General features: G+C 69.6%; 26 protein-coding genes. 15 read left to right on the top strand and 11 right to left on the bottom strand.

Annotated elements, in window-relative coordinates; genetic code table 11:
• Positions 1–176: 176 nt before the first annotated feature.
• Both ACOPJ3_RS12230 and ACOPJ3_RS12225 read left to right on the top strand, forming a co-directional pair.
• Complete coding sequence (locus tag ACOPJ3_RS12230; protein WP_427869443.1) at positions 177–2,054, top strand: biotin carboxylase; 1,878 nt, start codon at positions 177–179, stop codon at positions 2,052–2,054.
• Between the two features lie 89 nt (positions 2,055–2,143).
• Positions 2,144–3,355, top strand: coding sequence for a serine hydrolase domain-containing protein (locus ACOPJ3_RS12225; RefSeq protein ID WP_427869442.1), 1,212 nt, complete (start codon positions 2,144–2,146; stop codon positions 3,353–3,355).
• On the opposite strand, the gene ACOPJ3_RS12220 is transcribed toward ACOPJ3_RS12225, so the two are convergent.
• The 6 genes from ACOPJ3_RS12220 to ACOPJ3_RS12195 form a co-directional block, all read right to left on the bottom strand.
• A complete protein-coding gene (locus ACOPJ3_RS12220) occupies positions 3,326–4,453 on the bottom strand; it encodes an ABC transporter ATP-binding protein (RefSeq protein ID WP_427869441.1) in 1,128 nt (375 codons plus the stop codon). The genes ACOPJ3_RS12225 and ACOPJ3_RS12220 overlap by 30 nt on opposite strands.
• 8 nt (positions 4,454–4,461) lie before the next feature.
• Entirely contained in the window at positions 4,462–6,159 is a 1,698-nt protein-coding gene (locus ACOPJ3_RS12215) for an ABC transporter permease (protein WP_427869440.1), read from the bottom strand.
• Entirely contained in the window at positions 6,143–7,168 is a 1,026-nt protein-coding gene (locus tag ACOPJ3_RS12210) for an ABC transporter substrate-binding protein (protein WP_427869439.1), read from the bottom strand. Before ACOPJ3_RS12210 ends, ACOPJ3_RS12215 begins: the two co-directional genes overlap by 17 nt.
• Entirely contained in the window at positions 7,158–8,003 is an 846-nt protein-coding gene (locus ACOPJ3_RS12205; protein WP_427869438.1) for a metallophosphoesterase family protein, read from the bottom strand. The genes ACOPJ3_RS12210 and ACOPJ3_RS12205 overlap by 11 nt, the downstream gene beginning before the upstream one ends.
• Positions 8,000–8,731, bottom strand: coding sequence for a tyrosine-protein phosphatase (locus ACOPJ3_RS12200; protein WP_427869437.1), 732 nt, complete (start codon positions 8,729–8,731; stop codon positions 8,000–8,002). The genes ACOPJ3_RS12205 and ACOPJ3_RS12200 overlap by 4 nt, the downstream gene beginning before the upstream one ends.
• A 197-nt stretch (positions 8,732–8,928) precedes the next feature.
• On the bottom strand, positions 8,929–9,798 hold the full coding sequence (locus ACOPJ3_RS12195; protein WP_427869436.1) for a MurR/RpiR family transcriptional regulator: 870 nt from the start codon (positions 9,796–9,798) through the stop codon (positions 8,929–8,931).
• An 83-nt stretch (positions 9,799–9,881) separates the two neighbouring features.
• On the opposite strand from ACOPJ3_RS12195, the gene ACOPJ3_RS12190 reads away from it, so the two are divergent.
• The 6 genes from ACOPJ3_RS12190 to ACOPJ3_RS12165 all read left to right on the top strand — a co-directional run bounded on the left by ACOPJ3_RS12190 (position 9,882) and on the right by ACOPJ3_RS12165 (position 14,814).
• Positions 9,882–10,241, top strand: coding sequence for a YbjQ family protein (locus ACOPJ3_RS12190; protein WP_427869435.1), 360 nt, complete (start codon positions 9,882–9,884; stop codon positions 10,239–10,241).
• A gap of 179 nt (positions 10,242–10,420) precedes the next feature.
• The gene (locus ACOPJ3_RS12185) at positions 10,421–12,949 is read left to right on the top strand and encodes an ATP-dependent Clp protease ATP-binding subunit (RefSeq protein WP_427869434.1); all 2,529 of its coding nucleotides are present in this window, start codon (positions 10,421–10,423) and stop codon (positions 12,947–12,949) included.
• An 89-nt stretch (positions 12,950–13,038) separates the two neighbouring features.
• Positions 13,039–13,557: an amino-acid N-acetyltransferase gene (locus ACOPJ3_RS12180; protein WP_427869433.1), complete on the top strand. Its 519-nt coding sequence runs from the start codon at positions 13,039–13,041 to the stop codon at positions 13,555–13,557.
• Positions 13,558–13,584: 27 nt separating this feature from the next.
• On the top strand, positions 13,585–14,214 hold the full coding sequence (locus tag ACOPJ3_RS12175; protein WP_427869432.1) for a hypothetical protein: 630 nt from the start codon (positions 13,585–13,587) through the stop codon (positions 14,212–14,214).
• Between the two features lie 64 nt (positions 14,215–14,278).
• Complete coding sequence (locus ACOPJ3_RS12170; protein ID WP_427869431.1) at positions 14,279–14,527, top strand: hypothetical protein; 249 nt, start codon at positions 14,279–14,281, stop codon at positions 14,525–14,527.
• 62 nt (positions 14,528–14,589) lie between these two features.
• Positions 14,590–14,814: a hypothetical protein gene (locus tag ACOPJ3_RS12165; RefSeq protein WP_427869430.1), complete on the top strand. Its 225-nt coding sequence runs from the start codon at positions 14,590–14,592 to the stop codon at positions 14,812–14,814.
• Positions 14,815–14,893: 79 nt separating this feature from the next.
• On the opposite strand, the gene ACOPJ3_RS12160 is transcribed toward ACOPJ3_RS12165, so the two are convergent.
• The 3 genes from ACOPJ3_RS12160 to ACOPJ3_RS12150 all read right to left on the bottom strand — a co-directional run bounded on the left by ACOPJ3_RS12160 (position 14,894) and on the right by ACOPJ3_RS12150 (position 15,852).
• Positions 14,894–15,091, bottom strand: coding sequence for a hypothetical protein (locus ACOPJ3_RS12160; RefSeq protein WP_427869429.1), 198 nt, complete (start codon positions 15,089–15,091; stop codon positions 14,894–14,896).
• Between the two features lie 62 nt (positions 15,092–15,153).
• Positions 15,154–15,420, bottom strand: a complete 267-nt coding sequence (locus ACOPJ3_RS12155; RefSeq protein ID WP_427869428.1) for a GlsB/YeaQ/YmgE family stress response membrane protein — start codon at positions 15,418–15,420, stop codon at positions 15,154–15,156.
• A gap of 93 nt (positions 15,421–15,513) precedes the next feature.
• Positions 15,514–15,852 carry a hypothetical protein gene (locus tag ACOPJ3_RS12150; protein WP_427869427.1) on the bottom strand — a complete coding sequence of 113 codons (339 nt, stop codon included), beginning with the start codon at positions 15,850–15,852 and terminating at the stop codon, positions 15,514–15,516.
• Between the two features lie 187 nt (positions 15,853–16,039).
• Here ACOPJ3_RS12150 and ACOPJ3_RS12145 point away from each other — a divergent pair, with 187 nt between their 5' ends.
• Positions 16,040–16,321 (top strand): LPXTG cell wall anchor domain-containing protein, encoded by a 282-nt coding sequence (locus ACOPJ3_RS12145; RefSeq protein ID WP_427869426.1) that lies wholly within the window; start codon positions 16,040–16,042, stop codon positions 16,319–16,321.
• A gap of 10 nt (positions 16,322–16,331) precedes the next feature.
• On the opposite strand, the gene ACOPJ3_RS12140 is transcribed toward ACOPJ3_RS12145, so the two are convergent.
• On the bottom strand, positions 16,332–17,879 hold the full coding sequence (locus ACOPJ3_RS12140) for a PucR family transcriptional regulator (RefSeq protein ID WP_427869425.1): 1,548 nt from the start codon (positions 17,877–17,879) through the stop codon (positions 16,332–16,334).
• A 177-nt stretch (positions 17,880–18,056) separates the two neighbouring features.
• Between ACOPJ3_RS12140 and ACOPJ3_RS12135 the strand changes: the two genes are divergently transcribed.
• From ACOPJ3_RS12135 to ACOPJ3_RS12110, 6 genes are all read left to right on the top strand, one after another.
• Positions 18,057–19,250, top strand: coding sequence for a CaiB/BaiF CoA transferase family protein (locus ACOPJ3_RS12135; RefSeq protein ID WP_427869424.1), 1,194 nt, complete (start codon positions 18,057–18,059; stop codon positions 19,248–19,250).
• Positions 19,251–19,332: 82 nt separating this feature from the next.
• The gene (locus tag ACOPJ3_RS12130) at positions 19,333–20,496 is read left to right on the top strand and encodes an acyl-CoA dehydrogenase family protein (protein ID WP_427869423.1); all 1,164 of its coding nucleotides are present in this window, start codon (positions 19,333–19,335) and stop codon (positions 20,494–20,496) included.
• A gap of 902 nt (positions 20,497–21,398) precedes the next feature.
• Complete coding sequence (locus ACOPJ3_RS12125; RefSeq protein WP_427869422.1) at positions 21,399–21,923, top strand: DUF559 domain-containing protein; 525 nt, start codon at positions 21,399–21,401, stop codon at positions 21,921–21,923.
• Between the two features lie 104 nt (positions 21,924–22,027).
• Complete coding sequence (locus ACOPJ3_RS12120; RefSeq protein ID WP_427869421.1) at positions 22,028–22,360, top strand: GntR family transcriptional regulator; 333 nt, start codon at positions 22,028–22,030, stop codon at positions 22,358–22,360.
• Positions 22,357–23,388: a DUF1648 domain-containing protein gene (locus tag ACOPJ3_RS12115; protein WP_427869420.1), complete on the top strand. Its 1,032-nt coding sequence runs from the start codon at positions 22,357–22,359 to the stop codon at positions 23,386–23,388. The genes ACOPJ3_RS12120 and ACOPJ3_RS12115 overlap by 4 nt, the downstream gene beginning before the upstream one ends.
• Positions 23,378–24,361 (top strand): CPBP family intramembrane glutamic endopeptidase, encoded by a 984-nt coding sequence (locus tag ACOPJ3_RS12110; RefSeq protein WP_427869419.1) that lies wholly within the window; start codon positions 23,378–23,380, stop codon positions 24,359–24,361. The genes ACOPJ3_RS12115 and ACOPJ3_RS12110 overlap by 11 nt, the downstream gene beginning before the upstream one ends.
• Positions 24,362–24,422: 61 nt before the next feature.
• Here ACOPJ3_RS12110 and ACOPJ3_RS12105 read toward each other — a convergent pair whose 3' ends face one another.
• A complete protein-coding gene (locus tag ACOPJ3_RS12105; protein WP_427869418.1) occupies positions 24,423–25,040 on the bottom strand; it encodes a TetR/AcrR family transcriptional regulator in 618 nt (205 codons plus the stop codon).
• Positions 25,041–25,075 lie beyond the last annotated feature (35 nt).

The following is a 25,075-nucleotide window of genomic DNA, read 5'->3' as shown; positions in this document are numbered from 1 at the left end:
TCCGCAGTCGGTGGATTTGGCATAGCCCTGTCCGCGATACGGGCGGATCCGGAAGCAACGCGTCGTCTCGCACAGCTCGCACATAGCATCGCGGGGTTCCGACGGCCGTCCTCGTTTTGGAATTCGCCGGGGAACGTGCAAGCATTCCCGTACCGTAACCGACGGAAGGAAACGCAATGGCGCGTCAGAGCTCTTCCCAGTCCACCCAGACGGGCGACCCCGTCGCGGCCGCTGCAGCGGAATCACGCGCGGCCGAATCGAAGCCCGCGGCCAAGGCAAAGCCCGCCGCAAAGGCGAAGCCCGCCTCGCGCACGCGGGCCGCGGCGAAACCGGCAGCCAGGTCGGCCAAACCTGCGGAAGCCAAACCAGCGGCAGCCAAACCAGCCGCGACCAAACCTGCAGCATCCAAGCCCGCCGCCGAGGCCCCGGCACAGGCCGCGAAGCCCGACACCGCGCCGCAATCCGAGGACCAGCCGAAGCCCAGGCGCTCCCTCGTGGGCCGCAAGCGCCCGCGCAAGGCGCCGAAGACGGGGCCCGTCACGATCGGCCGCAGCGGCTTCACGAAGCTGAAGAACATTTCCGAGATCCGCCACTACCTGCGCACGACGGACACTCCGGTGTTCTTCGTCGGGGCGACGGCGTTCAACCTGCTCGGCCTCGACCGCTGGGTGCGCGGCTTCTCGTACATCTCGTACTACGACAGCTGGGACGGCTCCCACCCGCGGGTGTTCAGCCCGGTCGAGAAGCCCTTCGTCGACTTCGAGAGCGGCGAGGAGGTCAACAACTGGCTGCTGCGTAACCACGAGGTCCGGGCGCACATCGAGCGCCGCACGCCCCTCGGCGCGCGCCCCAAGGTGGTCATGGTCTTCTTCAACGAGGAGACGGAGCGGATCTGCGAGGAGCTCGACTACGAGCTCATCTTGCCGAGCCACGCGCTCCGCGAGCGCCTCGACTCGAAGATCGTCACGACGCAGATCGCGGACTCGGTCGGGGTGCCGAGTGTGCCGAACATCCTCACCACGGTGAGCGGCTGGGACGAGCTCGTGAAGGCGACCGACAAGGCCGGCCTCGGCCAGGATCTCGTGATCCAGACCGCCTACGGCGACTCCGGCAAGACGACGTACTTCGTGACGAGCGAGGCCGAGTTCGCCGCGATCGCCGACGAGGTGGTCGGCGAGGAGATCAAGATCATGAAGCGGATCAACAACCGCCCGATCGCGATCGAGGCGGTGCAGACGCGGCACGGCACGATCGTCGGCCCGTGCATGACGGAGATCACGGGGCACGCCGAGCTCACCCCGTATCGGGGCGGCTGGGCGGGCAACGAGATGTTCCCGAGCGTGCTCGACGACGAGAGCAGGCACGCCGCGATCGAGCTCGTGCGGAAGCTCGGCGACCGCCTCGGCAAGGAGGGGTACCGCGGCTTCTTCGAGGTCGACGTGCTGCTCGACACCGACACGGGCGACGTCTACCTCGGGGAGCTGAATCCGCGCGTGAGCGGGGCCTCGGCGATCACGAACGTCACGGCGGGCGCCTACGCCGACGTGCCGCTCTTTGGTTTCCACCTGCTCGAGTACTCGGGCATCGACTTCGAGATCGACATCGACGAGATCAACGCCCGCTGGGAGGAGCTCGCCTCGGAGGACGAGTGGAGCCACATGGTGATCAAGCACACGGCCGATACTGTGGAGCGGATCGACTCGGCGCCGCGAACGGGCCGCTACATTCTCGACCACTACGGCAACCTTGTATACAGCCACGGCGACCTCGACTGGCACCTGCTCTCGAACGAGGCCGAGGCCTTCTTCCTCAGGATCTACGAGGAGGGCGACTACCGCTGGAAGGGCGCGGATCTCGGGATCCTCGTCACGAAGGCGCACCTCGAGGCCTCGCACGGCGGCCTCACGCTGCACGCGAAGTACCTGATCGACGCGATCCGGGGGATGTACCGCGTGACCCCGGCCGGTCAGGAGGCCGAGGCCGACGCGCTCGACACCTCTCAGGCGCCCCTCAAGTCGGTCCCCTCGCGCCCCGCCCCCACCAAGGGCAAGTAGCGCGCGGAGACGGAAGCGGAGGACTGCGAGAGTACGGAGCCCGCGCGCGGCTGGGAGGCCGCGCGCGGGGTGCGTGAGAGGATGGTCGGATGAGTGTTGAGAGTGGAATCGGGACGGACGCGCTGACGGGAGCGGCCCCGCCGCCCCTCGCGCAGTGGCAGTTCGCCCCGTACCTGCAGTGGTCGATGCAGAACATCGCATCGTTCCTGCCGGTGCATCTCATTCACCGTGGGGAGCGGGCGACCGCGTTTGCCGCGGCCCCCGCGGACGTCGAGTCGCTCCTCATCCCGCATCCCTGGGAGGACCGCACGGCGACGTTCGCCGAGGTCATGGCGATGACGCACACGGACGGCTGGCTGCTCGCCCGCGGCGGGGCGATCGTCTGCGAGCGGTACTTCGGCGAGATGGAGCCGGGCAAGGCCCACCTCCTGATGTCGGTGTCGAAGTCGCTCACGGCCACGACCGCCGGCCTGCTCTCGGCGACGGGGGAGCTGGATCTCGACCGCCCCGTCACGGACTACGTTCCCGGCCTCGCGGGCTCGGGCTACGAGGGAGCGCTCGTGCGCCACCTCGTCGACATGCGCACGGGCGTGCGATTCTCGGAGGAGTACCTGAACGAGGACGCCGAGGTGCGCCTGCTTGAGCAGGCCATCGGCTGGGCCCCGAAGCAGCACCCCGACGTGCCGGACACCCTGCTCGGCTTCCTCGCGACCCTCGGCCAGGAGGGCCCACACGGCGGCGCCTTCGACTACAAGTCGTGCGAGACCGACGCGCTCGGCTTCGTGATCGGCGGTGCGACCGGCCAGCACCCGGCCGACGTCATGTCCGCGCGGCTGTGGCAGCCCATGGGCGCCGAGTTCGACGCGAATGTCGGCATCGATTCCGTGGGCGCCGGCATGTTCGATGGCGGCGTCTCCGGTACGCTGCGGGATCTCGCCCGCTTCGGCGAGCTCTTCGTCTCGGGCGGAAAGGCGCTCGACGGCGCTCAGGTGATCCCCGAGTGGTGGGTCGAGGACACCTTCGCGGGTGGCCCCGACTCGCGCGAGGCCTTCGGCAACGCCACGGAGCCGACGCTCATGCCCGGCGGCATGTACCGCAATGGCTTCTGGTTCCCGGGTGAGAGCGGCGATGTGATGCTCGCGCTCGGGATCCACGGCCAGATGATCTACATGAACCGCGTGACGGGCGTCGTCGCGGTGAAGCTCTCGAGCTGGCCGACTCCGCAGGATCCGGACAAGCTGTTCTGGACCCTCCGCGCGTTCGAGATCGCGTCACTCGCCCTCTACCGCGGCGAGCTGTAGCTCGGCCGCCGCTCGGAGCGCAGGGCCGGATCCGGCCCCCGCGCACGGGTAGGCGACCGCCCGCTCCACCTCGACGCGCACGCGCTCGCCGACGGCGGCGCGGGATCCGGAGCGGCGGCTCCGGAGGGCGAGCCCAGCCCAGTCGAGCATGAGGTCGTCGCCGTCGCGCCCGAAGAGCGATGAGGTGACGACGGCGGGGCCGTCCGGATCCGGAATCACGCGCACGTGCTCGGGGAGCACGGCGAGCTCCGCGCCGGCCGCGCCGCCAGCGTGCTCGATGCCAGCGTGCTCGAGCACCCCGGCCGGCACCCTGAGCGCGTGACCGGCCGCCTCGAAGTCGCCCGCCCCGGTGAGCGCGCCAGGCAAGATCGTCGCGTCGGCGATGAACCTCGCGACGAAGGCCGAGGCGGGCCGTGCGAGGAGCTCCGCGGGGGTGCCCTGCTGCTGGATCCGCCCGCCGTCGAGCACGACCACGCGGTCGGCGAGGGCGAGCGCCTCGCTGCGGTCGTGCGTGACGTGGAGCACGGTGAGCCCGAGCTCGCGGGTGAGCTGCCTGAGCTCGAGGCGGAGGCGATCCCGCAGCGGCTCATCGAGCGCGGAGAGTGCCTCGTCGAGCAGCAGCACCTGCGGCCGCGCGATGATCGCGCGAGCGATCGCGACGCGCTGCCGCTGGCCGCCCGAGAGCGTCGCCGGATTGCGCCGCTCGGCCCCCGCGAGACCCACGAGCTCGAGCGTCTCGGCGACCCGCCTGGCCCGCTCGGCCCGCGCGACCCCCGCGCGCTTGAGCGGGTATTCGACGTTGCGGCCGACGCTCCAGTGCGGCCAGACGGCGTGCTGCTGGAACACCATGCCGAGGCCGCGGTGCTCGGGCTCGACGAGGCGGGCGGGCGAGGCCACGATCCGGTCGCCGATCGCGACCGTGCCTGCCGTCGGCCGCACGAAGCCGGCGACCGCGCGCAGCAGCGTCGTTTTTCCCGAGCCGGAGGGCCCGATGAGCGCCACGAACTCGCCGTTATTGACGCGCAGGTCGATGTCGGCGAGGCCGAGGTTGCCCCCGGGGTAGGCGAGGCTGAGCGATTCGAGCGACACGGAGGACACGGGGGCTCCTAACGCTTTCTGCGCGCGGTGATGCCGAGGCCTGCGAGCCCCACGAGCGCGACGATGAGGGAGAGCGCGGACGAGGCGTTGTAGGCGCCCGCCTGCTGGAGGTTGAAGATGACGACGCCGAGGGTCTGGCTGCCGGGGGAGAGGAGTAGTACGGAGAGGGTGAGCTCACGCACCGCCGTGAGCGCGACGAGCACGGCCCCGGAGATGGCGGCCGGGATCGCCATGCGGCTCGAGATGTCCCAGAGCGCGCGCAGGCGCGAGGCGCCGGAGACCCGCGCGGCCTCCTCGGCCGACACGGAGGTCGACGAGAGCGGCGCCGTGACCGACTGCACGACGAGCGCGAGGAAGGAGGTGAGGTAGGCGCAGAGGATGATCCATGGTGTGTTCTGCAGGCCGATCCGCGGCGCGAGCACGAGCCACGCGACCGCAATGACGAGGCCGGGGATCGCCTGCGGCAGGAGCGAGATCCCGAGCAGCGCCGCGTTGGCGCGTGCGCGCGTGCGGGTGACGAGCGTGCCGATCGCGAGGCCGAGCACCCCGCAGATCAGGGCCGCGAGGGTCGCGAGCATGAGCGAGTTCGCGACGCCCGTGAGCGTGCCGGACGCCGTGAGCGCGCGCTCGAAGCTCGCGAGCGTCACGGTCTCCGCGGTGAGCGGGACGCCCGGGGCCGGCAGCAGCGCCTGGATCGTGAGCGTCACGAGGGGCAGGATCGTGGCGGCCACGACGACCGCGGCCGTCGCGACGGCGACGGGGATCCGGAGCCGTCCGAGGGGGAGCGGCGCGGCCTGAGCGGCCTGCGCGTCGAGCTCGACCCGGGTCTTCGCGCGGAGGAGGTCGACGACGACGCCGGCGAGCGCGATCGCGAGCAGCACGAGGCCGATCGCCGAGACCACCGCGAGCGGGTCGTCGACCGTGCCCGACTGCAGGAAGCGGTACACGAGGGTGGAGAGCGTGACGTATCGCTCGGGCAGCCCGACGATCGACGGGATCCCGAAGTCGGCGAGGTTCGACACCGAGACCAGGGTGAACGACGAGAGCATCGCGGGGCGCAGGAGCGGAAGCGTGACCTCGCACATGGTGCGCAGCGGCGAGGCCCCCGTGATGCGCGCGGCCTGCTCGAGGTCGGCTGGCACGCGGCGCAGCGCGGCCGTCACGATGAGCATGACGATGGGGTAGCCGTGCACGGTGAGGAGGAAGATGACGCCGTCGCCGCCGTAGAGGTTCCAGAGCGGGCCGCCGAATCGCGCCGCCCACCAGGTGTTGAGGCTCGAGGCGGGGCCGAGCAGGCTGAGCCAGGCGATCGCGCCGACGAACGGCGGCATGAGGAGGGGGCTGAGCGCCAGGATCCGGAGCGCGCGGCGGCCGGGCAGATCGGTGCGCTCGAGGAGGAGCGCGAAGCCGGTGCCGACGACGACCGCGAGCGCGCCCGAGAGGAACGCCGAGACGAGCGAATTGATCGCCGCCTCCGTGACGGCGGGATCCGCGAGCGCATCCCAGCCGCCGCCCGTGACGGCGAGCCACACGATCGCGGCCGCGGGCACCACGATGAGCGCGGCGACGGCGATCCAGAGCGCCGCGCGGACGCCGAGCAGCCCGTCGATGCGGCGCCCGCCACGCCCGGCCGCGAGGGCTGGGGCGGCGGGCGCCAGGGGTGCTGCCGGCGCCGCGGGCGCCAGCAGGTTACTTGAAGAGGCCATTGAAGGTTTCGACGGCCGACTTCTGCGAGGCCCGGATCTTCTCGAGGTCCGGGTTCAGGAGCTTGATGTCCGCGAGCGCCGGGGCGCCCTTGGGGCTCGTGACGTCGCCGCGGATCGGGAGGTAGGACTGCGTGGCCGCGATCTCCTGGCCTTCCTTGCTGATCAGGAAGTCCACGAGGAGCTTCGCCGCGTCGGGCTCCTCCGAGTCGGCGAAGATGCCGACCGGCTGCGACACGAAGGGCACGCCCTCCTCGGGGTAGATCGCCTCGATCGGCGAGCCGGCGGCCGCGAGGTCGCGCACGAGCGAGTCGACGACGATCCCGACCGGGTTGCTGCCGTTCGCGACGGCCTGCGACACGGGGCCGTTGCTGTCCGCGATGAGCGGCTTGTTCGCCGCGAGGCCCTCGAGCCAGTCCTTGCCGAGCTCGGGCTCGTCGAGCCAGACGGCCGCGTTGTACGCCGCGGCGCCCGAAACGTCGGGGTTGGGCATCACGATCTTGCCGGCGTACTCGGGGTCGGTGAGATCCTGCCACGACTTCGGCGGATCGGTGATCGCGTTCGTGTTGACCGCGATCACGGTCGGGATCAGGCGCGTTCCCACGTAGAAGTGCTCGGGATCGACGAGGCCCTCGTCGAGGTTCGCGGCCTCGGGGGATTCGTACTCGAGGAGGAGATCCTGCGCGGCGTAGTCTTCGAAGGTGCCGGCGTCGGCCGCGAGCAGCAGGTCGGCGCCGATCTTGCCCGACTTCTGCTCGGCCGCGATGCGGGCCGTGAGATCGCCGGTCCCGGCGCGGAAGACCTCGACCGTGATCTCCGGGTGCTTCTCATTGAATGCCGAGATGATCTCGTCGATCTTCTCCTGCGGCTCCGAGGTGTACAGCGTGAGCTCTGCGGGCTCCGCCGCGGCTGCGACGTCCTCCTCCGGGGCCGCGGCCGAGGAGCAGGCGGTGAGGGCGAGTGCGGACAGGCTGAGCGCCGCGAGGGCGCCGAGTGCGCGGTTACGAGACATGGGTCGCTTTCTCTGAGAGTGGGACTGCGGGGTGGGGGGAATCGACCTGCTCGGCGATGAGTCTGGTGAAGAGGGGTTGCGGCGAGTGGAGCGGGATCGCCGACGCCGTGACGCCCACGGACGTGAACTGCACGAGGGAGAACATGGGGGAGTCGTGGCCGGCGACCGCGTCGGGACCCGCGTCCATGACCTGGTGGTACGCGAGCGACGGGCCGACGAAGATCGGGATCCCGTCGCGCGACGCCGAGAGCGAGTGGTGGAAGTGGCCGGCGAGGATCGCCCTGGCGTCGGTCCCGGCGAGCGCGCCCATGAGCGCGTCCGCGTCGCGGAGGCCCTGCTTGCGGAGCGCGGGGAGCGGCGAGTCGACGGGCGGGTGGTGCAGGGCGACCACGGTGCCGGCGCCGTGGGGCTCCGCGAGGGCCTCGCGCAGCCAGGCGAGCTGCTCGGTGCCGAGGGATCCTGAGCTCGAGTCGAGGCGCACGAAGCGGTACTCGCCGATGCGCTCGACGCCGAAGTGGCGCACGCGGTGGCGGGGGAGCGCGGCGGCCGCGGCCGGGTCGTCGTGGTTGCCGAGCACCGTCACGACCGGCGCGCCGACCGCGCGCTCGAGGGCGGCGAAGGCGCGGGCGAGCTCGGGGTACGCCCCCGGGTTGCCGCGCTGCGCGAGGTCGCCCGTCACGACGACGGCCTCGGGGGTCATGCCGACCGCCGCCGCGTACTCGGCGAGCTGCGCGAGCCGGCCGAGCCCGTCGACCGCGCCGTAGAGGAGGCCGCCCTCGGTCGCGTGCACGTCGCTCACGTGCAGCACGCTGAAACGCCCGGTCGCGGCGCTCATCGCGATCCCGCCCCGAGGGTCGTGCCCGCGCGCTCGGCGAGCGCGGCGAGCTGTGACTCGGTCGCGCCGTGCGCGAGCAGGTACTCGGCAGGGCCGCCGTGCTCGTCGACGAGGTCGAGCGCGTACTCGAGGGCCTCGGCCGGGCTGTCGAGGTGCAGGCGCTCGGCGTCGCTGCGGGCGGAGATCCCGCCGCCGGGTGCTTGCGACCCGGCCGCGCCCGCCTTGCGCGCGAGGGTCTCGAGCAGCGGGGCGACGATGCCCGTGCGTGCCGGGCGCACGGAGCGGCCGGAGAGCGCGTAGTCGGCGACGACGTCTGAGCGCGCATAGCCCGCCGCGAGCCGCGCGAGCGCGACGACGAGGCCGGTGCGATCCTTGCCAGCCGTGCAGTGCACGAGGACGGGGCCGTCGCACTCCGCGATCGCGCTGACTGCGGCCGTGATCGCGGCCGCGCGCTCCGTGAGGAGCAGGCGGTACACCTCCTCGAGCGAGCCCGTCTGCGGGGGGCGCTCGCCGTAGAGGGGAAGGTTCCTCGTCGGGATCCCGTGCCGCACCGGCCCGCGCTCGCCCGGCTCCCTGAGGTCGAGCACGAGCGCGATCCCGAGCTTCTCGAGCGCGGCGATGCCCGCCGGGGTGATGCCGTCGAGCGAGGCGGAGCGTGCAAGCCAGGTGTTGCCGGCGGGGCCGATGCCCCGCGCGTTGTAGCTTCCGTCGATCACCAGCTCGAGCACGTCGGTCCCGTTCCTTTCCTGCCGTTGAACAGGGCCTGTTCCGCCCCGTTTCACGCATCATGAAATGCGTTACAGGACCACTATCGGGGGGCAGGGTGGCGCGTGCGTTGCGCCCCCGTGAACACTGAGGAAAGGCTTCCTGGGGATCCGCGCCGCGCTCGCCGCCGCGCGCGGCTCCGGATCGGGCCCGGCACCCCCTAGACCTCCGGATCGGCGAGCGCCTCGGCGACTACGGTGCGCATCTCGCCCGGATCGGCGGCCCCCGTGCGCGCCGCAAGGCTCGCGAGCAGGGCGTGCAGCAGCACGGAGTGGCTGAGCCGGACGAAGAAGGGGTCGACCGTGTGCTGGGGGCCGACGGCGCCCGTCGACACCACGACGTCTGCGAGCTCCGGGATCGGCGCCCGCGCGTAGCTGCAGAGCGCGATCACTCTGGCGCCCCGCTGCTTCGCGGCGCGGCAGGTTGCGAGCGTGTGCGCGTTGGCGCCCGAGTGGCTGAGCGCCAGGCAGACGTCCTCGGGTCCGAGAGTGTGCGCCGCGAACTGCTGCGCGAGGATGTCGAGCGGCGCCTCGACCGGGCGCCCGAGCGTCGCGAAGCGCATGGCCGCGTCCTGCAACGGCGGGGCGGAGAACCCGTTCGCGGTGAAGATCACGCGGCGCGCCCCGGCGAGCAGTTCGACGGCGGCCGCGAGCGCCTCGCGCGACACGGCATCGCGGCCGAGCGCGAGCGCCTCGCGCGCGCTGTCGAACACCTGCGAGACGAGGTCGCCTGGGGCCGCCTCGGCGGGCGCGCCCTCGCGGGCGAGCTCGAGCCGGAGGTGCTGGAAGCCGCGGAAGCCGAGCCGCTGGCAGGCGCGGATCACCGTCGCGGCCGACGTGCCGGCCGCCGCGGCGAGCTCCTGCGTCGACCACTGCGGGATCTCGGTCGGCCGCTCGAGGATCACGCGCGCCACCGCCCCCTCGCTCTGCCCGAGCGTGGCGGCGTACGCCCTGATGAGGGCGAGCGCTGAACTGCTCGAGGGGGCGAAGGCGGCGCTGGGGCGCTCGGCCCGCTCGCTCGTGCTCGACATGACGCACACGATAATGCACGCGTGCATCATTCACACAGAAAATAGGTCTCCCATTGGCTTCGCAAAGGTGTCAGAATCAAGCCATGTTTGCAGTAACGACGAATGATGTCCCCGGCTATCGCGTGACCCAGGTGCTCGGCGAGGTGATGGGCCTCACGGTCCGCTCGGCGAACTTCGGGCAGAACTTCACGGCGGGCTTCCGCTCCCTCGGCGGCGGCGAGATGCCCGAGTACACGAAGGTGATCTACGAGTCGCGCTGGGAGGTCATGAACCGCATGTGGTCTGAGGCGCAGAGCCGCGGCGCCAACGCGGTCGTCGCGATGCGCTTCGACTCCGGATCCATCGGCAACTTCACCGAGTTCTGTGCGTACGGCACGGCGGTGGTGATCGAGCCGATCGCGGGCGGGCCCGCACAGCCCGAACAGACGCCTCCGCAGGCCTGATCTGGGCATTCAGTTGGCCGTCGCCCTCGGGTGCCGGCCAACTGAAACGCGCCTGCTCGTCGTGTGCCGCGCCCCGCGTCACGCCGCTGGCGAACAGGCCCCCGCGATCCCGGATCACCCCGTAGCCTTGTTTCATCGGCGGATCCCGACCGTTCCGCGATCCGTCAAGGAGGTTAGAGATGTTCGAAAGATTCACCGACCGCGCCCGTCGGGTTGTGGTGCTCGCCCAAGAAGAGGCGAAGATGCTCAACCACAACTACATCGGCACCGAGCACATCCTGCTCGGGCTGATCCACGAGGGCGAGGGTGTCGCGGCCAAGGCGCTCGAGCAGCTGGAGATCTCGCTCGACGCCGTGCGCGCGCAGGTGACGGACATCATCGGCACGGGGCAGCAGCCCCCGGCCGGTCACATTCCGTTCACGCCGCGCGCCAAGAAGGTGCTCGAGCTGAGCCTGCGCGAGGCGCTGCAGCTCGGCCACAACTACATCGGCACCGAGCACATCCTGCTCGGGCTCATCCGCGAGGGCGAGGGCGTTGCCGCGCAGGTGCTCGTGAAGCTCGGCGCGGATCTCAACCGCGTGCGCCAGACCGTGATCCAGCTCCTCTCCGGCTACCAGGCCGGCAAGGAGAACGCGACCGTCGGCGGCGCGCCCGAGCCGGGTGGCGAGGCCAAGGGCTCGCAGGTGCTCGACCAGTTCGGCCGCAACCTGACGCAGGCCGCGCGCGAGGGCAAGCTCGATCCCGTGATCGGCCGCGAGAAGGAGGTCGAGCGGGTCATGCAGATCCTCTCGCGCCGCTCGAAGAACAACCCCGTGCTGATCGGCGAGCCCGGCGTCGGCAAGACCGCCGTCGTCGAGGGCCTGGCCCAGGCGATCGTGAAGGGCGAGGTGCCCGAGACGCTGAAGGACAAGCAGGTCTACGTGCTCGACCTCGGCTCCATGATCGCGGGCAGCCGCTACCGCGGTGACTTCGAGGAGCGCCTGAAGAAGGTCACGAAGGAGATCCGCAACCGCGGCGACATCATCATCTTCATCGACGAGATCCACACGCTCGTCGGTGCCGGTGCCGCCGAGGGCGCGATCGACGCCGCCAACATCCTGAAGCCGATGCTCGCCCGCGGCGAGCTGCAGACGATCGGTGCGACCACGCTCGACGAGTACCGCAAGCACTTTGAGAAGGACGCGGCGCTCGAGCGGCGCTTCCAGTCGATCCAGGTCGCGGAGCCCTCGCTCGCGCACTCGATCAACATCCTCAAGGGGCTGCGGGATCGCTACGAGGCGCACCACAAGGTGTCGATCACGGATGGCGCGATCGTCGCCGCCGTGAACCTCGCGGATCGCTACGTGCAGGATCGCTTCCTGCCCGACAAGGCCATCGACCTGATCGACGAGGCCGGCGCCCGCCTGCGCCTGTCGATCCTGTCGAGCCCGCCCGAGCTGCGCGAGTTCGACGAGAAGATCGCGGTCGTGCGCGCCGACAAGGAGGCCGCGATCGAGGCGCAGGACTTCGAGAAGGCCGCAAACAAGCGCGACGAGGAGAAGAAGCTGATCGCCGAGCGACTGCGGCTCGAGAAGCAGTGGCGATCCGGCGACGTCGCAACGAACGCCGAGGTCGATGAGGGGCTCATCGCCGAGGTGCTCGCGCAGGCGACCGGGATCCCCGTGTTCAAGCTCACCGAGGAGGAGACCTCGCGACTCCGCTTCATGGAGGAGGCGCTCCACCAGCGCGTCATCGGTCAGAACGAGGCCATCTCGGCGCTCGCGAAGACGATCCGGCGCCAGCGTGCCGGCCTCAAGGATCCGAAGCGTCCCTCCGGCTCGTTCATCTTCGCCGGCCCCACGGGCGTCGGCAAGACCGAGCTCGCCAAGGCCCTCGCGGAGTTCCTGTTCGACGACGAGGACGCCCTGATCTCGCTCGACATGTCGGAGTACGGCGAGAAGCACACGGTCTCCCGCCTCTTCGGCGCCCCTCCCGGGTTCGTCGGCTTCGAGGAGGGCGGCCAGCTCACCGAGAAGGTGCGCCGCAAGCCGTTCTCCGTCGTGCTCTTTGACGAGATCGAGAAGGCCCACCCGGACATCTTCAACTCGCTGCTGCAGATCCTCGAGGAGGGCCGCCTCACCGACGGCCAGGGCCGCGTGATCGACTTCAAGAACACGGTCATCATCATGACGACGAACCTCGGCTCGGCGTCGATCGCCGGTGGCCCCGTTGGCTTCCAGATCGAGGGCGACTCCTCGATCGGTTACGAGTCGATGAAGGGCAAGGTCAACGAGGAGCTGAAGAAGCACTTCAAGCCCGAGTTCCTGAACCGCGTGGACGACACGATCGTGTTCCCGCAGCTCACCAAGGAGGAGCTGCTGCAGATCGTCGACCTCTTCGTGAAGCAGCTCAAGGATCGCCTGCTCGACCGCGACATGCACATCGAGGTCGCCCAGGCGGCGCGCGAGAAGCTCGCGGAGATCGGCTACGATCCGTCGCTCGGTGCGCGGCCGCTGCGCCGCGCGATCCAGCGCGAGATCGAGGATCGCCTCTCGGAGAAGATCCTGAGCGCGGAGCTCCTCGCGGGCGACCTCGTGAAGGTCGACTTCGTGGACAACGCGTTCACCTTCGAGACCGAGTCGCGCTCGACGAAGGCGCACGGCGACACCTCGGCCTCGGCCGCGGCCGCGGTTGCTTCCACGGCGAACACCCCCGGCGCTTCCGAGTAGCGCTTTCCTGATCCGAACAGGGGTCCGGTGCTTGTGCACCGGACCCCTGTTCGGCGTTTCCGGTCCGCGTCCGGGACTAGACTCGATCTATGAGTGAAGGCCCCGAGATCCAGATCCGTAACGCGCGGACGGCCGACGTCCTGCGCATGGTCGAGCTGATGGATCCGCTGGTCTCGCGACGAATCCTGCTCGGCAAGGACCTCGTCGACCTGTACGCGGCCGTGCCGGAGTTCCTGGTCGCGGTCGATCCCGAGGGCAACGTGATCGGCTATGGCGCGGTTCACGTCATGTGGGAGCAGCTGGGCGAGGTGCGCACGCTCGGCGTCTCCGAGGAGTGGCTTGGCCGCGGGGTGGGGCACCGCCTGCTCGAGGCGCTCGAGCAGCGCGCGATCGATCTCGGGCTGAAGCAGCTGTTCTGTCTCACGTTCGAGACCTCATTCTTCGAGCGCCACGGCTTCGGCGAGGTCGGCGAGGACACGGAGCTCGTCGCCGCCGAGGTCTACGCCGAGCTGCTCCGCTCGAACGACGAGGGCGTGGCGGAGTTTCTCGATTTGGCCAGGGTGAAACCCAATACCCTTGGCAACACGCGCATGCTCAAGCACCTGTAACCGAGCGGCAGGGGATACCCTGGCGCTATGTCGACGCTGCGAGACCCCGTGGGGCCGAAGGACCGGAAGGTGTATATTCGGCGGCGCCTCTTCGTGCTGCTCGGGCTGGTCGCCGTGATCGCCGTCGTGGTCCTCGTCTTCCTGAAGCCGGGCTCGAGCGGCGGCGCGAAGGACGCCCAGCAGGTCAACGTACCGGGCGACCTCGCGACGTCGGAACAGGCCGACACGCAGGGTGACGAGAAGGCGCAGGGACCCGCGGCCTGCTCCGCGGGCCAGCTTAAGGTCACCCCGGTGACGGACAAGAGCAGCTACGCCGAGGGTGAGATCCCGCTGCTTTCGCTGAGTGTGGAGAACACGGGCAAGGAGCCCTGCGCCGCTGACCTGGGGACCGCGGGCATGGAGTTCACGGTCACGAGCGGCGACGACCAGGTGTGGCGCTCGATCGACTGCCAGAAGAATCCGCAGAGCCTCTCCGTGGAGATCGAACCGGGCAAGCCGCTCGAGAGCGACCCGATCACGTGGGATCGCACCCGCTCGAGCGCGGAGACCTGCGACATCACGCGGGAGCCGGTGACGGCGGGAGGCGCCTCCTACCACCTGCGCGTGAAGGCGGCGGGCGTCGACGGCGACGGCACCGCACAGTTCATTCTGCAGTGATTGTCCACCCCCTAGTGTGCGCCCTGATCACGCGTTATCGTGAGGCGCAACCAAGGAGGTAGCGATGTCGAACGACACTCACGAAAACGTCCCGCACCACGGCACCGAGGCAGCAGCGCCCAATGGAGAGGGCACGGTGCACGCGCCGCGCGAAGGGGAGACCCTCAATCGCCCGGTGCTCGACGGCGCGAGCGAGCACTACGGGAACGGCGCAGCAGAAGAGCTCGACCCGCGGCAGGGGATGGACGACCCCGGGCTCATTCGGGACACCGAGACCGGCGAAAAGACCCCGATCCCGGACGAAGAATCCTGAGGGATTCCAATTTGCAGACTCCCGTTAGCTCGGTTCGCCGCGCACGGGCTTACTCTGGACACATGGATAAGAACGAGGCTCAGGATCGCGGTCTCCGCATGGAGATCCCGCAGGGCACGGATGAGGGCGTCGCCGTAGATGAACTGGTCGACGATCTCCTGCGTGGTGATGTGAGGGCTGCGCTTCGCGCGCTGCACGAGCCCTCTCCCGAAGAGGCGTCCTCACCCGGAGAGGCGCAGGCGCCCCTCGGGACGCTGCCGCCCGCAGATCCCGCGGTCGAAGCGTAGAGCGAACGGCACACACACGAAGGGCCGGGGGTGGCATCTGCCGCCCCCGGCCCTTCGTTGATGCGACGGAAGGTGAGGCTCATTCCTCGCGAAGGTTCTCCTTCGCTTCGTTCCGTGCCTTGACGGAGTCGCGTTCGGCCTCGGCCTTCTTGACCTCCGCTTCAGCGCGGACCTCGTCGACCTTGTCCTTCACGCGATCGACTCCGTCCTCCACTGCGCGTCCGACCTTCTTGGCGGCTGCTTCGGCGGTCTCCTTCGCATCTTCGAGAAATCCCATCGATGCTCCTTTCTGTCGGGTGAGGCGGGACCCCGAGCGGGATCCCACTGGTCGTGCGCCGGCTACGCCTCCTTCTTGCGACCGACGATGAGCCCCCAGATCAGCAGCACCACGATCGCGCCGCCGATCGCCAGAAGCCAGGTCTGCAGTGACCAGAACTCCTGGAGCGATGCGCCGAAGAGCACGGAGCCCAGCCAGCCGCCGAGCATCGCGCCGACGACGCCGAGCAGGAGGGTCACGAACCAGCCGCCGCCCTGCTTGCCGGGAAGGATGGCCTTCGCGATCGCGCCTGCGATCAGCCCGAGAATGAGAAATGCTAGGAAACTCATGATGGCAACCCCTTTCTGATTTTCATTACTATTCTTCTCCTATCTCTTTTCCTGTCAAGAGACCTGGGAGCGAACAGCAAGTGGCCGCCTGAGCTAGCGACGTGATGGCCGCCCGCTCAGTTGTTCGGCACGCTGGGTGGCCCGCTGATTCTCCTCCCGCTGCTTGGCGCGCGCCTCGTCGCTCGGCGCATAGTGGAGTGGTGGCGTCTCCCTGGACGGCCACGGCACCGCAGCGTCCGCCTCGGAGAGGCTGCGGAAAATGCCGACCATGCGGCGCTCGGCGGGATCCGGCATCCAGGTCAGGACAAGGAACCGTTCCTCGCCCGACGTGTCGGTGATGCGCGAGATGACGGCCTTTGGGTGCTGCGGAAACTCGCGCATGATGAGCCAGGTGTTGTGATCTACCGTGATCCTCGTGCCTACCGTGCCCATGTCGCTCCCTCCAGCCAGTGCTCGCCGCCCGGTTGCAGCGGCGCGCTGCGATGCTCGAAACCGTACCGAGGGGCACTGACATTGCTCGAGTTCGCGCTGAATGTCGGCGGCAGGGTGTTGAATGGGGGCACGGCAGGCCGGGGGACTGCAGCGGTTGACAGGAAGGAACAGGAAGTTGAAGAGTTCGATGAAACGGAGTTCTGCACTGGGCGCGCTCCTCGGGGTGCTTGCGGTTGGAGTCCTCTCAACGCAGCCGGCGCTTGCCGCGTCGGGATCCGAGTTGCTGCCGACCACGGGAGGATCCGGCGTGACCGGCATCCTCATTGCGGGCGGGGCGCTCATCCTGCTCGCGGCGGTGATCTTCGGCGTCGTGCTCGCGCGGCGCAAGCGCGCGGCAGCCGCCGGGAGTGGAGGAGCGAACGCTGGGGACGAGGCCGATGCGCCGGGGAGCAGCGGCACGGACGCCTGACGCAGCGCGGCTAGTGCTCGGGTGCGAGCTCCTCGAGCCGAAGCGCGAACCACAGTTCGGCGCGGTCGTCCGCGTCCGCGAGCGAGCGCCCGGTGAGGCGCTCGATCCGCGCGATGCGGTCGCGCAGAGTGTTGCGGTGGATCCCCAGTGCGACCGCCGCAGGCCCGCGCTGCCCGTCCGCGAGGAACACCTCGCGGAGCGTCGCGCGCAGGGTCTCCCGGTCGTGTGCGTCGAGCGCGGTGCTGCGGTCTCCGGCCGTAGCGCCGGCCGCGCCGGCCGCCTCCGGCTCCGCGCGCGGGGACGGGCCGGGGGCCAGGGCCAGCGGGCCGAGCGCCTGCGCGCTCAGCGCCGCCGTCCCCGAGGCGATCCCGAGCAGCGCCTCGAGGAGCGGGGTGTCGCGGTCGGCCCAGATCACCTGGGGCGTGCGGGGCGCCGTGTAGAGGGGCGCGGTCGGTGAGAGCGCGGTGAGTCTGGCCGCGGCCGAGCGGCGGCTGAGCTCGGCCTCGGCCGCGCCGGAGGCCCGGCCCACGACGGCGTCAAGTCCGTGTTCGGCGGCGACCGCGAGTGCGCGGTCGAGCGCGGCGCTGGTGTCAGCGCAGAGCTGCCAGGCGAGCGTCAGACCCGGCGCCCTGGGCGCGCCGGCGTCCGGCGCGATCAGCCGTTCAAGGCCGGTGCGCGGCCGCCTGCGCCACTCGGAGATGTCCTCGGCGGTGCCCTGAACGGCAAGTGCCCTGATCCGGTCCGGGGCGGCGATACGCGGCGCGAGGATCGCAATGCTGCTTGGCCGCTCGGTGCCCGCGAGGATCCCGGACGTCAGGTACTCCCAGCGTTCGCGTTCGCGGGCCGCGTCGGCGCGGTCGCGGCGGAGCCCGAGGCCGAGCACGATCGATCCGGCCGCGATGACGGACCGGCCCTCGGGGGTGAGCGGCGCGGATCCCGCGATCGCGAGGCGCATCGAGTCCTCCTGGTCCAGGGCGATGTGCTCGACCGCCTCTGAGTCGGACAGCGCGGAGTATCCCGCCGTCGAGGCCAGGATCGCCCCGTCAGAACCGAGCAACGCGAGCTGCCGGCCCGTGGCCTGGGCGATGCTCGAGAGCACCTCGGCCGGATCGCGCTCGTCGTGCGCGCCCGAGAGGAGGCGCTGCTGAGCCTTCAGCGCGCCGCGGGCCGAGCGGAGCTCGTCGGCGCGCAGGAGCTCCGCGACGGCCTTGCTCACCGCGACGAACGGGGTCGGCAGCGGGATCTCGAAGAGTGCAACCCGGTAGGTGCTCGCCGCCTGGATGAGGAGCGGCGGGATCCGGTCGTGGTTGACCCCGATCCCAAACCCGATCGCGGCGACCCGCGCCCGGCTGAGGCTGGCGACGAAGTCTCGCCACCTCGGGTCCTCGAACTCGAGGGCGAGGCCAGTCGTCATGATGAGCTCGCCGCCCTCGAGGTATTCGCTGAGGTCGAGCAATTCGGTCGTGGACACCCAGCTGATGTCGGGGTCGCCCGCGCCAGCCTGCACGAGCCGGAGGCCGAGCGGGGGCAGCGCGAGCAATTGGGAGAGCGAGGGCATGCTGTGATTCTTGCACACTACCGAGGCTCGGTGCTGGGCAATCCTGTCCTGCCTGGCGCCCGGGCGTCGGCTTAGACTGGCGGCATACGGAGCCCAGGATCCGGGCCCGGTCAGGGATTCCCGCCGGGCGTCGCGCGGGCTCCGCAGATCTGGGAAGAGTCAACGGTGAGGAGCGCGGTGAGCGAGCAGGACGGACAGCAGCGGGGGGCGGGGGCCCTCTCGGGTATCCGGGTGGCAGACTTCTCCCGCGTTCTCGCGGGGCCGCACGCGACCATGATCCTCGCGGATCTCGGCGCGGACGTCATCAAGATCGAGAGCCCCGAGGGCGACGGCACGCGGCAGTGGAGCCCACCCGTGAACGCGGTGGGCCAGAGCACCTACTTCGCTGGCGTCAACCGCGGCAAGCGCTCCGTTGTCTGCGACCTGCGCGACCCCGAGGGCCTCGCCAGGGCGCGCGAGCTCGCCGCGACCGCCGACGTCGTGATCGAGAACTTCAAGCCGGGCACCATGGAGAAGTTCGGCCTGGGCTACGACGCCGTCGCGGCCGAGAACCCCGGCGTCGTCTACTGCTCGATCTCGGGTTTCGGCGACACCGGCGGCAAGGACCTCCCGGGCTACGACCTGCTCGTGCAGGCCGTCGGTGGCCTCATGAGCATCACCGGGCAGGCCGACGGCGACCCCACGAAGGTGGGCGTCGCGCTCGTCGACATCCTCACGGGCCTCAACTCGGTGATCGGGATCCAGGCGGCGCTCCGTGCCCGCGACACGGCCGAATCGCCGACCGCGGGCCGCGGCCAGCACGTCAAGGTGACGCTGCTCGGGTCGCTGCTCTCGGCGCTCGCGAACCAGGCCTCCTCCACGCTCGAGACCGGTGTTTCCCCCGGTCGCATGGGGAATGCGCACCCGTCGATTGCCCCCTACGAGACCTTCGACGCCGCCGACCAGCCGCTCGCGCTCGCCGTCGGAACCGACGGCCAGTTCGCGCGCCTGTGCGAGGTGCTCGGGATCCCGGCGCTCGCCTCGGACGAGCGCTTCGCGACGAACCCGCAGCGCGTCGCCCACCGCGCGGAGCTCCGCGTCGAGCTCGACGCCGCCCTCCGCACGCGCACCGCTGCCGAGTGGATCGACGCCTTCACGGCGGCGAACATCCCGGCCGGCCGCGTCAACACGATCGGCCAGGCCTTCGAGCTCGCCGAGTCGCTCGGCCTCCCGATTGTCGCGGAGACCAGCGCAATCGGCGCGGACGGCGCGGAGCACACCCTGCGCTCGGTCGCGACGCCCATCGAGCTCTCCGGCACCCCGGCAAGCTACCAGGCCCCGCCGCCCGGCGTGGGCGAACACCAGGACGCGGCCTGGCTGCCGCGGCCGTAGGGATCCGGCGTCCTCGCTTTTCGGCACCGCCGCATAGCAGCACCCACCAGACGTTTCACCACATTCCCGACAAAGGAGCATCATGACCACCTCAATCGACAAGCTGTTCGACGTCGCCGACTTCGTGACCGAGGAGGAGCGCGAGTGGCAGCTGAAGGCCCGCGAGTTCGCGCAGACCCGCATCCGCCCCATCATTGATCAGGCGTTCGAGGATCGCCGCCTGCCCGTCGAGCTGCTGCCCGAGGTCGGCGAGTTCGGCGCCTTCGGCATGTACATGCACGGCTACGGTCTGAAGGGTGCCTCCTCGGTCGCCTACGGCCTGGTCGCGATGGAGTTCGAGGCGGTCGACTCCGGCTTCCGCACGGCGCTCTCGGTGCAGGGCTCGCTCGCGATGGGCGCCATCTACAAGTTCGGTTCCGAGGAGCAGAAGCAGACCTGGCTGCCCGCGATGGGCCGCGGCGAGGCCGTCGGCTTCTTCGGCCTGACCGAGCCCCAGGGCGGCTCCGACCCCAACACCATGCTCACGACCGCGCGCCGCGACGGCGACGAGTGGGTGCTCAACGGCAAGAAGCGCTGGATCGGCCTCGGCACGATCGCCGCAGTTGGCGTGATCTGGGCAAAGGACGAGGAGGGCGTCGTCCGCGGCTTCGTTGTGCCGACCGACACCCCGGGCTTCAAGGCGACCGCGATCGAGAACAAGCTCTCCATGCGCGCCTCGCTCCAGACCGAGATCGAGCTCACCGACCTGCGCCTCCCCGCCGACGCGATCCTCCCGGAGGCGCGTGGACTGTCGGCCCCGTTCAAGTGCCTCAACGAGGCGCGCTACGGCATCGCCTGGGGCGTCATGGGCGCGGCGCGCTCCTGCCTCGAGGTCGCGGTCGAGCGCTCCACCTCACGGGAGGTCTTCGGCGCCCCGATCGGCGGCAAGCAGATCATCCAGGCGAAGCTCGCCGACATGTTCCTCGAGTACGAGAAGGGCCTCCTCCTCGCCCTGCACCTCGGCCGCCTCAAGGACGCCGGCAACCTGAGCTACGGCCAGATCTCCGTTGGCAAGCTCAACAACGTCCGCGAGGCCATCAAGATCGCGGGCACCGCGCGCGCGATCCTGGGCGGCGACGGCATCACGAGCGACTTCCCGGTCATGCGGCACATGGCGAACCTCGAGTCCGTCCGCACCTACGAGGGCACCGACGAGGTGCACCAGCTCGTGATCGGCCGCGAGCTGACGGGCATCGCCGCGTTCTAGAGTGCTCCTGCGCTTCTGCGCTTCTGCGCTCCTGCGCTTCTGCGCTCCTGCGCTTCTGCGCTTCTGCGCTCCTGCGCTTCTGCGCTACTGCGCTACTGCGCTTCTGCGCTCCTGCGCTCCTGCGCTTCTGCGCTCCCGGCGAGTCGGCCGTAAGGCCCCATTCACGCCGCTGATTGGGGCCTTACGGCCGACTCGGCGCCGCGAAAGGGGCCTTCCGGCCGACTCGGCGCGGCCGCACAGAGGTCTGGGCCCGGATCCCGATCCCGGCCCCGATCCGGGTCCGGATCCGGATCCGGATCAGAAGCACCCGCCCCGATGCTCGCTCACAACCCGCATCGCCACGTCAACCCACCCGAGTTATCCACATTCTGGCCCGGGCCTCACCACCGCGGCGCTGAGTGCGCCAGCCTGGATCCATGCCGAAACCCAGAGCACCCATCAGCCCCCACCTCACGGAGCGTCCGTTCCACGTCTCCGAGGCACGAGCAGCAGAGCTCGGTCGTCGAGCTCTGCAAGGTGCACAGTTCTCGCGACCATACCGAGGAGTGCGCGTATTCGTGCCGCCATCAGGTTCCGGATCGGCATCCGCGGGCTCGGACGATGCGCCGGCGAGATCCGGAGCTGACCTGCGCGCGTGGCAGGCCGCGATCGGCTTCGCCCCGCTGCTGAGGCACGGGGAAGCGTTCAGTCATGAGACTGCGCTCCTGCTGCACGGCTGCCCGATCCGGGCGGGTGATCGGCATCACGTCGCGATACCCAAGCCCAAGCGGGCCCGCAGGGCCGAGGGAATCGTGGGGCACGCCACGAGTCAGGGGTTCACGCCTGAGCGGCTCGTGCCGCCGCCGGATCTCCGAGGCGCTCCCGGGCTTCGCGACATTCGCTGGGACAGATACGGAGGCGGTGTGCCTGTCGTGCCGGCCGCGCTCGCGCTGCAGCAGGCGGCGCCCGGTCTCCAGGTGCAGGAGCTCGTTGTCGCGCTCGACGCGCTTGCGCAGCGGGAGTGGCCGTCGGACGAGCGGCTCGGACGGTTTCGGGCCGAGTTCGCCGGCTCCCACGGTCGCGGGGTAGCCAAGTTGCGTCAGGCAGCGGATCTCGCAAGGGTGGGCTCGGAATCGCGCATGGAGTCGATCCTTCGGCTCTTGCTTGGGGAGCAGGGGCTTGCTGAACATTTCGATCTGCAGGTGGAACTCTACGACGATGCGGGATGGATCGGGAGGTTCGACCTTGTCGCGCTGCGCGAGCGGGTCGTGCTGGAGTACGACGGGGAGCAGCACCGGCTGGTTCGGTCGCAGTATCTGCATGACCTCCGCCGCTTGGAGCGGGTGCAGAAGCTGGGGTTCACGGTGGTCCGAGTGCACTGGGAGATGCTGTTCGAGCAACCCACGCAGGTGATTGGAGCTGTCATGCGAGCCCTCGACATCTCTTGAGTTCGCGCGCGTCCTTAATTATAGTTCTCCTATAGTTAATGGTGATGTGAGGGTGTTGCGGAGTGCTTTTCCGGATTGATGAGTCGAGCGAGAGGCCGATCTATGTGCAGATCGCAGATTCGGTGCGGAGATCCATCTCCGAGGGCCGTATTGGGAGCGGAACGACGCTGCCATCGGCGACAGAGGTGGCGGAGGGGCTCGGGGTTCACCAGCACACGGTACTCAAGGCCTACCAGTTGCTCCGCGATGAGGGGTTGATCGATTTGAAGCGGCGCCGCGGCGCCACGGTGACGAAGTCGGCGGCGCGGTTCATGGAGCTTCAGGACGAGATCGATGAACTCGTTCAGAGGAGTTCGCAGCTCGGGATCGGGGCCGACGCGCTCGCCTCGATGGTCGCGGCTGTCGCGCACACATACGAAAGGGCAGAGGAGCGATGAATGCAGGGAGTTTTCGGCGGGCATTGCGCGCCGCGACCGTCGTCGGCGTTGCTGCGCCGATGCTGATCATCGGCATCGCGGTCACGCTCACGCTTGTCTGGATCCCGCGCCTGCCCGATCCGATGGCCGTGCACTGGGGTCTCGATGGCGCTCCCGACGGCTTCGGTCCGCGGTGGCTCACCCCGGCCATGGCTGCCAGCATCGGTGTGCTGCTCGTGGGCCTGTCGACGGCATTCTGGTGGCCGCGCAGGCGGGGCAGTATGCATGGGGTGTGGGCACCGACGCACCGCTTCATGGCAGCATTTGTGCTCGGAAACGTCACATTTATCGAGGGTATTGCCGTGGGTACCGCCGTGCTGCAGCTCGACCAGGTCGAGGCGGCTGGCGCGGGCGGCATCTGGGGAGTGCTGGGGCTCTCGCTCGGGCTTGCCGTGGCCGCGGGCGTTCTCGGCTGGCTATGCCAGCCCGCGGTTGAGGTGACTGCCGGCGAGTCGAGCGACGCAGCTCCGATCGAGCTGGGTTCCACTGAGCGGGCAGTGTGGCTCGGAGTCGCGCGACCGCGTCCGGCGTTCGTGATCGTGATGACGTGGCTCAGTGTGATGACGTTGGGAGCGGGTATTGCGATGTCGATGAGCGGACCGCCCGTCGGCCTGATCCTTATTGCCGTCGCGCTCCTGCTGGCGTTCTTGATGGCGCTCACCTCATGGTTTCGCGTGCGCGTCGACGCTTCGGGGTTTGAAGCGAGATCGTGGAGCGGATGGCCTGAGTTCCGGATCCCCCTCAACGAGATCGAGCGCGTCGAAGTTCGCGACTTTGAGCCCTTTGCTGAGTTCGGCGGCTGGGGCCTGCGGTGGGCCCCGGGCGTAACGGCACTGGTGCTTCGCGGGGGCCAGGGGATGAAGGTCGTGAGGAAAACAGGGAGAGCGTTTGTGGTGACCGTCGAAGGCGCCGACCGCGGAGCGGCGCTCCTGGCCGCAGAACTGATCCGCGCCAATGAGCGGAGCGAGGTGGCAGAAAATGAGCGCTGAGGTCACTCCTCGGGTCAACTGGGCGTCGGTCGGACTGTTCGTCGTGCTTGCGCTTGGTCTCGCCTGGCTCGTCGCGATCCCGCTTTGGGCGACCGGCCCGGGGGACCCGATGTTCCCGATGCTCCTCCCGGTGATCGGAGCGGTGATGATGTTCACCCCGACGATCGCAGCCGTGTCCACAATGCTCATCATGCGCGAACCTCGGAGGGGGAGCCTGAGGTCGCTCGGGATCTGGCCCTTTCGGCCGGTGAAGCGCCTGGTCTGGTGGAGCGTCTCCGTGATCGTTGCAGTGCCGCTCCTCGTCGCCGCATCGGTCGGGATCGCGGCGGCCTTCGGGTGGCTCGCGCTCGATCTTGTCGGGTTCTCGGGCTACCTCGAGACCATCTGGGAGTCGCTCCCGGCCGCAGCGGGAAGCGAGGCGATCAAGGCGCTTCCTCCGGTGGGCATGCTCATCGTCGTGCAACTGCTGATGATCCCGTTCGGTGCGGTGATCAACGCGATTCCTGCGGCCGGGGAGGAAATTGGATGGCGTGGGTGGCTGCTGCCACACCTGCTCCCTCTCGGGACCTGGCCAGCGCTCATCATCTCAGGTGTGATCTGGGGGGTCTGGCATTCGCCACTGCTGCTGCTCGGGTACAACTTTGGGCTCACCGACTGGCGAGGCGTCGCACTCATGGCCGTGGCGTGCACGCTCTGGGGCGCTCTGCTCGGGTGGATGCGACTGCGCACCGGGTCGGTGTGGCCTGCCGCGTTCGCCCACGGTGCGCTCAACGCGGCAGGGGGGCTCTACCTGATGCTCTACTCGGCGGGTAGCCAGCCGCTTCCCGCGCTTGCGGCTCCGCTTGGCGTCGCGGGGTGGATCGCCGTCGCGGCAACGATCGCCGTGCTCATTTTGACGGGGCAGTTCGCGCCACGGCGGTGGCAGCAGCTCGCCCCAGCGAGAGAGAGGAGGAATCGGGAGGCGCAGGCCTGATCCGGAACGGGGCGCGCGGGGTGGCTGATCTGCGAGGGTTCCGCCACGACGCCGGGAAAGCCTAGCTCGCGAGCGCGTCCTTCTCGGACGCAGAGCCCGAAGATTGCTTTGGGAACCACCAGTCAGGCACAAAGGCGATGAGGGAGCGAAGAAAGCCCTCTCGATCCTCGCCGCCCTCCGTGATCCACGCGCGGATCGCGCCGCACATGCCGTGGGCGAAGTAACTGGCCGCCACCGGCGGGTCGAAGGCGGGCGTCGGGGGATCGAGCTGGGCGCGGTGCTTCAGAAACTCCGTCAGTGTCTCCGCAAAATGATCGGCCAGCAGATTCGGGATCGTGCCGTCGTGAGCGGAGGTGTTGGAGAGTACGTAGATGCTGCGTCGGCGCTCGACGTGGTCCAGGATCAGGTCGACGCTCGAGAGGAAGACCTGCAGCGGATCGTCGTCGTGCTTCGCGTAGCGGGCGATGAAGTAATCGAGAGCCGGGTCGAGCTCGCGGCTCAGCGCCGAGGTTAGCGTCTCGGCGGGAGAGGAGAAATGCTTGTAGAACGTCACCCTGTTGATGCCGGCCAGTTGTGCGAGCTCCGAGACCGAAATTTCGGGGACCGGTTTCTGCGCTGCGAGCTCAAGCACTGCTGCGTGCAGTGCGGCGCGCGTGCGCACAATTCTTGCATCGGTCATGGCAGCACTCTACAGTGCAAAAATGCCGGAGAGGT

Origin of the sequence: Leucobacter luti (assembly GCF_050310065.1) — a bacterium.
In the GTDB taxonomy this organism is placed as follows: domain Bacteria; phylum Actinomycetota; class Actinomycetes; order Actinomycetales; family Microbacteriaceae; genus Leucobacter; species Leucobacter luti_B.
Note: the sequence above shows the minus strand (reverse complement) of the source record. Positions and strands in the feature narration are given on the sequence as shown.